The organism is Limosilactobacillus ingluviei str. Autruche 4 (genome assembly GCF_000312405.1).
Lineage (GTDB): Bacteria > Bacillota > Bacilli > Lactobacillales > Lactobacillaceae > Limosilactobacillus > Limosilactobacillus ingluviei.
Window position 1 is genome coordinate 456,802 of sequence record NZ_HE997173.1, and the last position, 13,397, is coordinate 470,198.

Sequence of the window (13,397 nt, forward strand, 5' to 3'; positions counted from 1 at the left end):
TGGTATTATTTAAAGACCGCAACTGAGAAGCTATCCCCAACACTGCCGCTAACGCCGGAGCAAGCCCAACTGATTAAGCAGGCCCAAGCATTCATCCAACAGCATCTAACCACGGGGCAAACCCCGGCGGTCTTAGTCATTGAAGGGGAAGCCGGGACCGGCAAAAGCGTTGTTTTGACGCACCTCTTTAATGACTTGCAGGTGGCCGCCCGTACCCAACCGGCCAGTGCGGTTTACCAAACCCAAAACCGCTTTTTAGTAAATCACCCCGAGGTCTTAAAAGTCTACCGTCAATTGGCTGGGACACAACCACACCTTTTGAAAAAAGATTTTCAGCGCCCGACCACCATGATTAACCAGCTCGAAAAGCACGATCAGCAATTAGATGTGGTTTTAATTGATGAAGCCCACCTTTTACTGTCAAAGCCGGATCACTATAATAACTTCTATCATGAGAATCAATTGTTGGAATTGATCAAGCGCAGTCAAGTGGTAGTGCTGGTAATCGATTTCCGTCAGGTCCTACGCATGAAGAGCCTCTGGACTCCCCGGCGCCTACAAAAATTGCTGGCCCCATATCCCCACTTGACCTTACGGTTGCAACAACAGCTGCGTATGCAGGCCCCAGCTTCCTTGGTAGACTGGATCAATCAATTTACTGACGGCAAAATTCAGCCGCTGCCCCCGCTAAACCAGACGACGTACGACTTTCGCATTTTTGATGACGCCGAAGCGATGCGGCAATTGATTGTTAAACAAAACCAACGGGTCGGCCTAGCGCGAATGTTAGCAACCTCCGGGTACCCTTCAACGCTGGATGGCGGCAAACACTATATCGAAGAAGGAGCATTTCGCCTGCCTTGGGATCAATATAATTTTACCAGCACGCCGTGGGCAGAATTACCAGCCAGCATTGATGAGGTTGGGTCCATCTATACCTGTCAAGGCTTCGACCTTAATTACGCCGGGATTATCATCGGGCCCATTTTTTATCAGGATCCCCAAACGGGCCAGCTGGCCGTTGACCTCAGTAAATATACTGACGTTGAAGCGTTTAAACGGCGGGCAGACTTAACCAATCCGCGCGAAATCAAACAGTTAAAGTTAACCATGGTGCGTAATGCACTCAACGTGATCTTAAAACGCGGCGTGATGGGTACCTATGTTTATGCCCACGACCCGCGCTTGCGGCGCACATTAATGGCCTTGTCGGCCGAAAGGAGTTAGATTAATGCATCCAACCAAATTCGATAAACGATTGTTAATGGGGCTGGGGCTTGGCCTGAGTTTTTTGTTTGTGGTGGCTTTACTGCATGATTTTGGCCCGGAAGTACACTTGTTATTGCACTATCATGCCGCAGACCGACCAGAGTTGATCAAGTTGGTACGGGCCCATGGTGCCCAAGATTTGATCTTCTTTTTGCTGTTAATTGGTTTATTGAACGCGGTTCCCGGGGCTTCCAATTCCTTAGTTTGTATTTTAGTGGGACTTTGCTACGGACCAGCAATTGGCTTGGCAGTTAATTGGTTAGGTAATGTCGGTGGCAATGTGGCTTGTTTTGGGCTGATTAAGCACCTCAGTTTCTCTAAGCACTTCCAGCAAAACCGCATCTTAACCAACCTAATGCAACATAAGCACCCGTTAGTTGGGTTGACCTTAGGCTATATGATTCCCATCGTGCCCAGTGTGTTGGTCAATTATGCTTGTGGCCAATTAAAGGTGTCGCGGCTACAGTTTTTGTTGATGGTCGCAATTGGTATGCTCCCCACCTCCGTCTTGTATGCTTTTGGGGGCGATGCAATTATGCACGGCGATTTAAAACGCTTTGGCGTAATCGGAATTTTGATCGTTGGGTTAGTGGCGCTACGCCAAGTTTTGGGGTGGAAACGGCATCGGAGTGCCAACTGAAGTGACTGCTGATAATTAGTGGCTGCTTTTTTATTTTAGGTCTAGTTAAAGTAAATATTTGTTTTATACTTAGTCCCTAAAAAAAAGAACGTTACCCGCGTGGATAACGCTCAGTTTATGCTTGTTATTACCGCTGACCCGTTTCGATCACTGGCTGACTGCCCCGCTCACTAACAATTGCTACTAATAAGTTGTTAATGATGGTTAAGCGTTGTTCCGGGCTCAACTGCAAGTCCGTTTCCCTGGTTAACTGTTGCAAAGCGTCCTCAACAATTGACACGGCTCCGGCCACAATCGTCTGACGCGCCGCTAAGATGGCGGCCGACTGCTGCTTTTGCAACATGGCCGAAGCAATCTCGGTCGCGTACGCCAAATGCGTCAGCCGGGTCTCAATGACTTTTACCCCGGCCACTGCCAACCGGGCTTGTAACTCCGCGGTCAATTTGGCTGAGACTTCATTGGGATTACCCCGTAAGGTTAATGCCGCTTCATCTTCAAAGGTGTCATAAGGATATTCACTAGCCACATGGCGAATTGCTGATTCGGCCTGAATTTCGACAAAGGCTTCGTAATCATCAACTGCGTACAAAGCTTGGGCGGTATCCACCACTTTAAAGACGATCACGGCCGCAATTTCAATCGGATTCCCCTTTAAATCATTGACCTTGAGGACCTGGCTGTTAAAATTACGGACCCGTAACGAAACCGGTTCTTTATTGGTTAAGGGAATCGTTAAAAAGAGGCCGGCATCGCGAATCGTCCCCACGTAGCTACCAAAAAAGGTTAGCACTTTGGCTGTATTCGGTTGGACAATCGTCAGCGACGACCCTGCCAACAAGGCAATGAGGATCAACAAGGCCCCCAAGAAATAGTGGCCCTGGTAAATCCCCCAGCCACCCCCAACCAAAAGCAGCAAGGCAACCAAAAGTCCTAGGTAACCATTAACGTGAAAGACGCGTTTTTCTTCCATGTTTGTCCCCCCTTTTTTCAATCGTGACTAAACAACTGGGCCGCTTGAATCGCCCGCTGCCAGCCCGCGTACAATTGCTCGGCGTGGGCCGGGGCCATCGTTGGTGCATAATGCTGCCCCAGTTTGCTTAACTGCGCTAATTCAGCCGGGCTGGACCAAAAATCCACGGCTAAGCCGGCCAAGTAGGCCGCCCCTAAGGCGGTGGTTTCTTCAATTGCCGCCCGGACCACGGGCGTTTGCAATAAGTCCGCCTGGAATTGCATCAGGTAATTATTGCGACTGGCGCCCCCATCAACGGCCAGCTGGGCTAACGGCAATTGCGTGTCCTTGACCATTGTGTCCACCACATCCCGGGTCTGGTAAGCAATCGCCTGCAACGTCGCCCGGATAATGTTGCCCCGGTCGCTGCCGCGCGTAAGCCCAAACATCGCCCCGCGCACTTCTTGATCCCAATACGGGGCCCCTAAACCGGTAAAGGCCGGCACGACATATACCCCGCCGGTTGTTTCCGCGGCAACGGCCATTGCCTCCGATTCACTGGCCGACTTAAAGAACTGCAAGCCATCGCGCAGCCATTGAATTGCCGAGCCAGCCACAAAAATGCTGCCTTCCAAGGCATAGTTGACCTGACCATCGAGGCCATAGGCCACCGTCGTCAGCAAACCATTTTGCGACAAAACGGGTTCAGTCCCGGTATTCATCATAATAAAGGCCCCGGTCCCGTACGTATTTTTAACACTCCCCTTTTCAAAGGCCGCTTGCCCAAACAGCGCCGCCTGCTGGTCACCAGCCATCCCAGCAATCGGCACCTGGACACCAAAGAAGTGATAGTCATTGGTGTAGCCAAAAATCGAGGAGGACGGCTTAACGGCTGGCAACATGGCCCGCGGAATGTCCAACCGGTCTAAAATCGATTGATCCCAATCCAAGGTGTGAATGTTAAACAGCATCGTCCGCGAAGCGTTTGAAACATCCGTGGCGTGAACCCGGTGACTGGTCAAATTCCACAATAACCAGGTATCAATCGTCCCAAACAATAAATCCCCCGCGGCTGCTTTTTCCCGCGCGCCAGGGACATGATCCAAGAGCCACTTGATTTTGGTGGCCGAGAAGTATGAATCAATCACCAACCCAGTCTTTTGGTGAATTTCGGCCGTCAAGCCCGCTGCCACCAGCTCTTCGGCAATCGGCGCGGTCTGCTTAGATTGCCAAACAATCGCCCGGTGAATCGGCTGACCGGTGTGCTTATCCCAAATCACCGTCGTTTCGCGTTGGTTGGTAATCCCAATGGAAGCGATCTTGTAGGGCTGAATCTGGGCCTTGATCATGACATCGGCAATCACGGCTTGGACCGCATCCCAAATCTCTAAGGCATCGTGCTCCACCCAACCCGGCTGCGGAAAATACTGGGTAAACTCCCGCTGCGCAATCGCTACGACTTGGCCCGCGTGATTAAAAATCATCGCCCGGGCACTGGTGGTTCCTTCATCAATGGCCATTACATATTGTTCTTCATTCACGTCCCTCAGTCCTTTCTTCCATCAAAAAATCCCTCCCCAACCGGGAGGGATTCCAGCAGACTAGCCTTCGCTCTTCAGCGTCCCGCCCACTGCGTAGTGATCGGGCTTCATTTCACTTAACACAATGTGGATTCGTTCTTCGGGCACGTTCGCGTTCTTGGCGATCGCAGCCGTAACATCTTGAACTAAGCCCTTGAGTTGTTCGGGTGTCCGCCCTTCCAATAATTCAATGTGTACCAGTGGCATGGTTTCTTCCTCCTTATGGCCATTGTTTAATAAGCGTATTTTACCATATTTCCGCTTACAACGAAAAGCATCCGCCGAAAAATTACGGTTTGCCCCCGAAAAAAAGGAAAAATCGGCCAGCCCGGGTGGGCCCACCGATTCCAACGTTAATTTTGCTTCCGCAGCTGGCGCCGAATTTCAGCTACGTCGTCACGTTTTCCGGTAAAGATCAACCGGTCGTTGTATTCCAAAATCGTCGACCCGTGGGGGGTAATCCAATGGTTGCGCCGCCGAATTCGACTGACGGTAATTTTGTCGATAAATGGCAATTCCATCAGTTGGCGGCCGGTAAAGCGGTGGTTGACCACCCGGACTTCGTACAACCCAGCCTCCGTGTCGGTCAGCATCCCCATTACGGATGGCGACTCAATTAAGGCACGCAAGACACTGGTTTGCACGTTAAAGGCATTAAAAATTTCAACGCCTTCGCCGATTAAATGATCGACCCGGTCGTTATCCACCGCCCGATTATTTTGAAAGGCGATGATCCGTGGCACCCCGGCTTCTAAGGCCACGTGGGCATGGTCAAAGTTGGCTTGGTCATCCAGGTAGCTGGCCACGAAGATGTCCACGTCCAGCAAGCCGGCTGCTTGCATCGTCGCCGTCGTGATCTCGGGCAGGAAGGTCAAATTGTCGACCTCACTGTCGTAGGTCTCATAATTGGTTTGCTGCGTGGTAACCACATGCACATCGTACCACTCCTTGGATAATTGCTGGGCAATCGGAATCGTTAACATATTGGCCCCCACCAACACAACCCGTTGCTTGAGCAGGTCCTCTTTGGACAGCCGGTACACCGAATTAAAGAGGGTTGGCGCAAGGACACAGACCAAAACGGCCGCCAGGATAAAGGCGTCGGACTGACTGCTGGAAATGACGTGCAGCCCCCGTGCCACGGCTAAGGTCGGCAGCACCAAGGTAATCGTCGTCGCCGTCAAAAAGCCCCCGGCAATTGCATTGCGCGTGGAGAAACGGCGCCGGTACACCAGAATCGGGACCAGCTTGGCCAGGAAGAAGCAGGCCATCAAAATCGGGATCAAGACCAAGGCAGCTGGATTGGCAAACAATTCTCGTAAATTCAGTTTTACCCCGGTCATGATAAAGAAGATCGGGATAAAGAAGCCATAGCCGATGGAAGTCAGCTTTTCCGCGGTGGATTCATGCGGCTCTAACAGCTTCATCACCATGCCGGCTAAAAAGCCCCCTAAGATCGTTTCGGCCCCCACCTGTTCGGCAATAATGACCAAAGTGAAGATCAAAAAGAAGGCCAAGCGAATATCCAACTGGGTCGTCGCTTTGGTGACCTTATTAAACCAAATAAAGGGTTGTTTGAACCGGTACAGCAACACCAAGGCCGCCAGCAGCAACAACACCAACAACCAGAGCTGGCTAGCGTTGCCCCCATTGATCGAAGCATACACCGTCAAGCCAAACATCGGGACGATTTCGCCCAACACCGCCGTCAGCAGGATCGTTTGCCCCATCGGTTTGCTTAATATCTCCTTTTCCTTGAGAGTCGCGATCACCACTCCTAACGCAACGGTCGAAAACAGAATCGTTGCCAACAGGGGATCACTGAATAGGCCGGCCACCTTCAAGGCATAGCTCAACAACGCCGCCATGGCCAAGACGCCCGCAAAGGCCACCGAGGCCAAGCGCACGGGCGAGGCGGTTGCTTGTTCATCATTGCTGCCGGGCTTAAAGAGGCCAAAATCAATTTCCATCCCGGATAAGAACATCAATAAGATGACCCCGAGGTCTGAAAGCAACGTCAGGGTATCAGTTTGGTGGACCAAATTCAGGCCCGACTGCCCCAGAATAATCCCGACCACGATTTCGGCCACGGCCGTGGGCACGCTGGTGATTTTAAAGCGGGCCATCATAATCGGAATTACTAGGGCGGCTAACATGACGATAAACATCGATAACTGAGTCATGTTTTCCCTCCATCATCGTTTAGTTTGCAAGGTTAAAAGTTTTCTGACCTAGGTTAGCGCAAATTGGCGCAAAATACCACCCTTTCGCTTGCACTTCATTCACGAAAGATAGAAAAATTGACAAAAAGTCCAAATTTACGGACATTTTCGGGCGAATATTATACAATAAAAGGAAACGAAACCACTTTCAAGGAGGCAATCCTGATGATCAAAAAATTATCAGCCTGCACAAGTATCCTAATCGGTAAAGCCGCTTCGATTGACGGCACGATCATGATTGGCCGCAATGAAGATGCCAAAGCCGCCTGGCCGAAACGCTTTGTCGTACATCCCCGTGGTAGTGTCGGGAGGCGTTTTACCTCGAAAGACACCGGCTTAGTTCTTGATTTGCCCAAGGATAGCTTCAAGTACACCGCCACGCCCGAATGGACTGATCGCTACGGTTTGTTTGAAGAAGCCGGGATCAATGAGTATCACGTGGCCATGAGCGCCACCGAAAGCGCCTATACCAACGAACGGGTCTTAGGCTTTGATCCGCTGGTGGAAAACGGCTTGAACGAAGAAGCGATGGTCACCGTGGTGCTCCCCTTTGTCAAAAGTGCCAAGGAAGGGGTTAAGCGCTTGGGCAACCTGATTGCCAAGTACGGGACCGGGGAAACCAACGGGGTCTTATTTGCTGACGACGATGAAGCTTGGTACTTTGAATCTGGGGCGGGGCACTACTGGGTAGCTCAGCGGATTCCCGATGATGCCTATGCTGTAGTTGGTAACCAGTTGGCAATTGAAGAAATTGATTTTGATGACCAGGCTAACTTCTTATACCACCCCCAAATTCGTGAATTTGTGGCTGATCACCATTTAAATCCCGCCACCAGTGGCTTTAACTTCCGCCAGATTTTCGGAACCCAGACGCGCTCGGATGCCATTTATTCCACCCCGCGGGTCTGGTATGGTCACCAAATGTTCAGCCCGAAGGCCGCAGCCTTGGAAACACCCGAAAGCCAAGCCCTGCCCTTTATCATGAAGCCTGAGCGTAAGCTTTCCATTTTTGATGCCCAAGACTACCTGGCCAGCCACTACCAAGGCACCCCGTACGACCCGATTGGCGCTTTGGGAACGGAAGAAGAAAAGCACCGCTACCGGCCGATCAGCTTGGCGAAGACCCAGGAATCACACGTCTTGCAAATGAATCGACCGGAAGGTAACGACATACACTGGCTAGCGATGGGGGTTGCCAACCAAAGTACCTTCGTGCCCTTCTTTGCCGACATCACTGAAGTACCAGCTGCCTACAAACGGGGTAAATTACCGGCCCAATTAAACGCCGCCTACTGGATCTTTAAACACGCCAGCGTCTTAGTTGACAGCCATTTACACGACTTCTTGCCACTCTTGCGCGACGTGCAAAAGGAACAGCGGATCAAAGCGACGGAAATGGTGGAAAAAACTGACCAAGCCTTAGCCCTGTTAGACCCCAGCAAGCGGGCCGCTTATTTAACCCGGCAAAGTACCAATTTTGCCATTGATGTGCTTAATGCTTACAAACAGCTGAGCCTGGATTTAATCGTGAAAATGACCGATTACTCTGCGTTAAACTTTAATACGGACGAAAATCTCTAGACGAAAAGACAGCCACGGAGAACGAAGTAAACGTTCTACCGGGGCTGTCTTTTTCCGTTTTCTTCTCCCTTGCTATTCGCTTCCTTTCGTGAGGGTCGGTCGTTTGCCCCGCTTGAGGGGTTGCTTGGTTGAATCCATCAAATACTGTTCAATCAGCTTCACGATCTGCTTATTCTGCAGCAAGTTGGAGTGTTGCGCTTGCTCGCCAGTCACCGTCATGGAAGTATAGCTGTGAGCGCGTTTTTGATAGATATACTTCCCCGCTAAGACCGAATCAGCTGGGACCAAGCCATCAGAAGTATAGGAATCTTCGTTGCCGACCACGGCAATCACATCCAGGCTGCGCGGAATCTTGGTGCGGTGCTTGACAAAGTCGGTAAACATCTGGGTTTTATTTTTAATCGAAGTTTCGGCTAAATTAAAGGGCGAGGCCACCGTCATCAAGACCCGTAGCTTAATGTCATCTTTATAATCATCGTAATAAGTCTCAATCCAGCGAGTCCAAATCAGCCCCCCGTTGGAGTGCCCAAAGGCCTTAAAGTTGTTGAATTGGTATTCTTCACTTAACTGGGCAAAGGCGGCATCAAACATGGTGGCTTGCTTCTTGATGTTGTCGTAGCCATCGTGATTATTCTGAAAACCGACGACAATAAAGGGTTCGCGATCTCCTTTATTGATTTTACCGCTGTACGTGATTTTGCCATTATTGTAAACTTCAACTTTTAGCAAGCTATGCTTTTGGTGGGTATCGCGATTCAACAGGTTGACTAAGCGATTAAACCGTTCCTTGGTAGCCGATGAACCAGGAATCATGATGATTGGTGACATTGTAGCCCGTTGCCGTTGCGCCCGCAGTTGGTTCGAACTGTGCATCTGAAAATAGGCAGGAATCGTCAGCAAAATAATGACCAGTAAGGCCGCCAAGGCAAAACGCCAGGTCCGCTTTTGCTGGGGATCCATGAATTTAAGCTTCATCCGTTTTCCCTCCCTTGATCAGTTGCTGGCAGCTGGTCGTTAAGCCGCAAGGCCAACTTGACAAACGGCAAGTAGCCCACAACATCAACGGCCAAGAGGACCAATGAAGTCAACAGGGCCCACCAGTTGCCATTGGTCCCAAAAAAGGCATAGAGAATGCCCGGCGTACCAGTTGGGACTGGGTAAACCGGGGTCGGAAACAGGTGCAAAGCCAACAAGCCACTGGCTACCGCCAGATTAAGCAAAGGCAACCCTAAAAAGGGAATCAAGTACAAGGGATTCAGCAACACCGGTAAGCCCACCGCCAGGCCATAATCACTGTTAAAGAGCACCGGGACTAGGTTGGTCCGCACTAGCCGGTGGTAATCCCGCTGGTTGGTGGCTAAAATCAGGGCAATCAACAGGGCCAGGGTCAGGCCCGGGCCACCGAAATTGGCGAAGGCTTTTTGCAAAACCGAAGCCAAATACGGGTACGGTAAGTCACCTTGCCCGTGATGGGTCAGTAAGTAATTTAAATCCGCCGCAACTTGGCTGCCGTCCAAGTCCAGCTGGCCATTGTAGTATGGCCCATTTAAACCACCCCAGGCCAAGATATTGGTCAAACAAATTACCGCAAATTTCAGCCAGACCGGCTGGTTGCCATTGCCGATCCCCTGCAATGAGCCGTAAAATTGCGAAAGTAAACTGTAGTAAGAAGCCAAATTTAACAAGCCTTGGCACACTAAACTGATGGTTAAGACAATCAAGATCGGCCGTAACGCCGCAAACATCCGGTAAAAGATTTCGCTTAAAGCCACTTCCCGGGGCAGATAGGCGGGCTGCCCCCACCGGCGAAAGGCCCGGCCAACCAAATAGCCAACCAGAAGCGCTAATAATAAGGTCCCATACGAGGTCAGCATCCAATCGAGGTTAAAGCGCCCATTGTTGCCATGCCGCAACGCCAATAAGAGATAGGCGCTCAATGCCGTCAGCCCCGCCATCTGCTCATCGCGCTGGTAGCTTCTGGCCGTGTATTTAGCCATGGCAAACGCCGCCGCTAATCCAACCATCCCTAAGGTCACCGCGCGTAAAGCCATTAAATTGCTGCTCAAAACTTGCATCACGCCAGGTGTCGTCCACGCATCTAAGGCCAGAACCCCGTATAAAAAGCCACTGGGATTGAGCAAGCTGTCCTGCAGCCATTGACTAACGGCCCCGACTAAAACAAAGGGAAAAATGACCACTAAGGTCCGCCGCAGTGCGCGGGTAAAGGTGCGGTGGTGCAGGGCTGCCACTCGCGCTCCCAACCAATTTTGCATCTTGGTCCCCTTCTTTCTGATTTTTCCTTATTGTCGCGTGCTAACCACTGATTTGCAAGCCCTTTTCCAAAATAAAACCACCCCTTTTCCGCGCGAAAAAGGGTGGTTCGGACTTACCAACTAGCTTTTTTGACGCCCGGCAGCTTGCCTTCATGGGCTAAGCGCCGGAAAGTTAACCGCGACATCCCAAATTGCCGCAAATAGCCCCGCGGTCGACCATCATATTGATCCCGGTTGCGCAGCCGAACTGGGCTGGCATCACGGGGCAGCTGAGCTAACCCAGCATAATCATGGGCGGCCTTAAGCGCTGCCCGCTTGGCCGCATACTTGGCCACCATTGCTGCTTGGCGTTGGGCCTTGGCAATTTTTGCTTTCTTTGCCATAAAAACTCCTTATCAGCCTACTCAAGTTGTCCCCAGGTGAGGAGAGTCAATTCACTGATGTTAGTGTAGCGAACGGGGTCCCAAAAAGCAATTAATTTAGCTCACAAAAAGTAAGTTATTTATTGTGGGCGAATTGGGCTTGGTACTGTTGGCATTCGGCGACGTAGTTATACTTTGCATTCGCCGCAGCCAGCATTTCTTGGTTGTGCGTATACACCCGCCCCGTCTTTAAGTGACGGTGATAAATCGCCAAGTAAGGCAGTTCGGCCGCTTGCGCCGCTCGCCACTCGGCCTTACGATCATAAGCCACGTGCCGGAAGTTCAGGCCCGCCAAGCCCTGCTCATCGACTTGCAAGATGAGGTACTGAGCGCGGGTATCCGCTTGCAGTTTTGCCTGCCCATTAAAGGGTTCTCCCACCGAACCGGGATTTAAGATAATCCGCTCATCTGACCCATAGCGCAATAATTGGTGATGCACGTGGGCGTATAAGGCCACGTCCGTTTCTGGTAAGAAGAGCTGGTCAAACTTGCGACTGGAATTGGTCGGAAAGAGGGCCTGGCCCATGTTGAGCTTGGGTAAATTATGCGACAAACTGAAATTCAGCTTGCCAACGGTTACGGTTTGCCGTAAGGGCCAGGCTGCCATCGTCGCCAAGGCCGATTTGGGCAGCCGTTCGGCGACAAACTGGGCCAGGCGGGCAAAGTAAACGTGGGAAGGCTTTTTTAAATCAATTTCGCCCCGCGCACCGTGAATTACTAAATCATCCCAATTGCCCCGGACGAGCTGACTGGGGTGGATGGCTTCCAGCAGGTCCCAAATTTCGGCCACTCCCGGGCCGGGCATCAAGAGGTCCCCTAAGAACCAGTAATCCGTCGCCCCTTGAGCCTTAGCATCTGCGAGCATCGCTTTGAAGGCGGTCGCATTTCCGTGAATATCTGAAAAAATGGCAATTGTTTGCATCGCACCGTTCCCTGCTTTCCACAAAAGTTAAGTTAATCTTACCCCACTGAACCGAATTTAAAAAGTCAAGCGCCCGCAATTATGGTATTCTAATTACTATTAGTAAAAAGAAGGAGTATTTTTCAATGTCTCAAATCGCAACTGACGAACCTTTCCCCGCGGGCTGGCGCCGCGCCTTCATCGTCTTATGGCTGGGCTGCTTTATCACCGGGATGGGCTATTCGATGACGATGCCCTTTATTTCTTTGTTTATTAACGAGTTGGGAACCTTCACCCATTTCCAGTTAAACCTCTTTTCAGGCCTGGCCTTTGCGATGACCTTCATCTCGCAAGCTTTGGTCTCCCCCTTTTGGGGCAGCCTAGCTGACACCAAGGGGCGGAAATTAATGTGTTTGCGGGCCAGTGGCGTAATGGCCATCACGATCTTCGTGACGGGGCTGGCCACCAACGTCTGGATGATTATTTTCATGCGTTTCTTACAGGGGGCCTTTTCGGGCTACATTAACAACGCTACAGCCCTGATCGCTGGTGAAACACCTCATCGCAAGTCCGGCTGGGTGATGTCAACGATGATGACGGCCGGCGTCTCGGGCAACCTGGTTGGGCCCTTGCTGGGCGGCGCGTTGTCGGATTGGTGCGGCTACCGGATCCCCTTCTTTATTACCGGGGGTTTGATGTTATTAACCTTTCTGCTGACCTTAACCTTAGTGGACGAACACTTTACCCCAATTCAGCCGACAGAACTCAAGCCGATGCGGGAGCTGTTGCATTTGATTCCAAATGTCAAGCTAATCTATGCCATGTTTGTCACGACTTTGATTGTCCAAGCCTCGGTCATGAGCATTGACCCGATCGTTTCCCTGTATGTGCGGGACATGATTGGCAACCACCGCAATTTAGCCTTAATTGCCGGAATTGTGGCCGCCGCCCCGGGGCTGGGCAATCTCTTATCCGCCTCTAAAGTCGGCCACTTGATGGATCACGTCGGCCCCGAGCGGATCTTGCAACTTGGCCTGGCCATTGCGACCCTGCTCTTTATTCCGATGGCCCTCACCCATTCGCCCGCTTGGCTGGCCGGGTGGCGCTTTATCCTGGGGTTGGCCAGCGCGGGCTTAATGCCAGCGGCTCAAACGATCCTCACTTTGGACGTTCCCCACGAAGCCTTTGGCCGGATCTTTTCTTATAACCAGTCCTTTCAAGCCGCCGGTTCCGTCTTGGGCTCGCTGATGGGGTCCTTAGTTTCCGGCCTTTTTTCTTACCCGGCCGTCTTTTGGCTGACTGGCGCAACCCTCTTAATCAACCTGTTGATTGTCATGGTCACCCGAACGCGAACTGCTAAATAGACTAAGTAATTAATGCTTGGCACCCCTAATTATGGGGGTGCTTTTTTGTCACGGGAGCCCTTCGGTAAGTTGCTTGAGCGTTAACGTAAGGGGCATTTTAAGTCACGCACTCCGTTACAGAGTGCGATTGGGAGACAGTCTCAGCTGTTCTTTTACGCCTGCAGTCAGGGAAAAGGCATAATAAAAACGGCTACCG

General features: G+C 51.3%; 12 protein-coding genes. 4 read left to right on the plus strand and 8 right to left on the minus strand.

Annotation, left to right across the window (positions count from 1 at the left end):
* Window positions 1–42: 42 nt before the first annotated feature.
* Both BN54_RS02280 and BN54_RS02285 read left to right on the plus strand, forming a co-directional pair.
* Window positions 43–1,227 carry a DUF2075 domain-containing protein gene (locus BN54_RS02280; RefSeq protein ID WP_040469696.1) on the plus strand — a complete coding sequence of 395 codons (1,185 nt, stop codon included), beginning with the start codon at window positions 43–45 and terminating at the stop codon, window positions 1,225–1,227.
* Window positions 1,228–1,231: 4 nt separating this feature from the next.
* Complete coding sequence (locus BN54_RS02285; protein WP_019205516.1) at window positions 1,232–1,909, plus strand: TVP38/TMEM64 family protein; 678 nt, start codon at window positions 1,232–1,234, stop codon at window positions 1,907–1,909.
* Window positions 1,910–2,036: 127 nt separating this feature from the next.
* Here BN54_RS02285 and BN54_RS02290 read toward each other — a convergent pair whose 3' ends face one another.
* The 4 genes from BN54_RS02290 to BN54_RS02305 form a co-directional block, all read right to left on the minus strand.
* The gene (locus BN54_RS02290) at window positions 2,037–2,879 is read right to left on the minus strand and encodes an SPFH domain-containing protein (protein WP_019205517.1); all 843 of its coding nucleotides are present in this window, start codon (window positions 2,877–2,879) and stop codon (window positions 2,037–2,039) included.
* Between the two features lie 17 nt (window positions 2,880–2,896).
* Window positions 2,897–4,399 (minus strand): glycerol kinase GlpK, encoded by a 1,503-nt coding sequence (glpK, locus tag BN54_RS02295; protein ID WP_019205518.1) that lies wholly within the window; start codon window positions 4,397–4,399, stop codon window positions 2,897–2,899.
* Between the two features lie 60 nt (window positions 4,400–4,459).
* Entirely contained in the window at window positions 4,460–4,684 is a 225-nt protein-coding gene (gene thmT / locus BN54_RS02300; RefSeq protein WP_235807621.1) for a 2-hydroxymuconate tautomerase, read from the minus strand.
* A gap of 107 nt (window positions 4,685–4,791) precedes the next feature.
* Window positions 4,792–6,621, minus strand: coding sequence for a monovalent cation:proton antiporter family protein (locus tag BN54_RS02305; protein ID WP_019205520.1), 1,830 nt, complete (start codon window positions 6,619–6,621; stop codon window positions 4,792–4,794).
* A gap of 204 nt (window positions 6,622–6,825) precedes the next feature.
* Between BN54_RS02305 and BN54_RS02310 the strand changes: the two genes are divergently transcribed.
* Entirely contained in the window at window positions 6,826–8,241 is a 1,416-nt protein-coding gene (locus BN54_RS02310; protein WP_019205521.1) for a C69 family dipeptidase, read from the plus strand.
* A 72-nt stretch (window positions 8,242–8,313) separates the two neighbouring features.
* On the opposite strand, the gene BN54_RS02315 is transcribed toward BN54_RS02310, so the two are convergent.
* The 4 genes from BN54_RS02315 to BN54_RS02330 all read right to left on the minus strand — a co-directional run bounded on the left by BN54_RS02315 (window position 8,314) and on the right by BN54_RS02330 (window position 11,858).
* On the minus strand, window positions 8,314–9,216 hold the full coding sequence (locus BN54_RS02315; protein WP_019205522.1) for an alpha/beta hydrolase: 903 nt from the start codon (window positions 9,214–9,216) through the stop codon (window positions 8,314–8,316).
* Window positions 9,213–10,514: a PTS transporter subunit EIIC gene (locus tag BN54_RS02320; RefSeq protein ID WP_019205523.1), complete on the minus strand. Its 1,302-nt coding sequence runs from the start codon at window positions 10,512–10,514 to the stop codon at window positions 9,213–9,215. Before BN54_RS02320 ends, BN54_RS02315 begins: the two co-directional genes overlap by 4 nt.
* 113 nt (window positions 10,515–10,627) lie before the next feature.
* Window positions 10,628–10,897 (minus strand): 30S ribosomal protein S14, encoded by a 270-nt coding sequence (gene rpsN / locus BN54_RS02325; protein WP_019205524.1) that lies wholly within the window; start codon window positions 10,895–10,897, stop codon window positions 10,628–10,630.
* Between the two features lie 115 nt (window positions 10,898–11,012).
* Entirely contained in the window at window positions 11,013–11,858 is an 846-nt protein-coding gene (locus BN54_RS02330) for a metallophosphoesterase family protein (protein WP_019205525.1), read from the minus strand.
* A gap of 125 nt (window positions 11,859–11,983) precedes the next feature.
* Between BN54_RS02330 and BN54_RS02335 the strand changes: the two genes are divergently transcribed.
* A complete protein-coding gene (locus BN54_RS02335; protein ID WP_019205526.1) occupies window positions 11,984–13,201 on the plus strand; it encodes an MFS transporter in 1,218 nt (405 codons plus the stop codon).
* The last annotated feature ends 196 nt before the right edge of the window (window positions 13,202–13,397 follow it).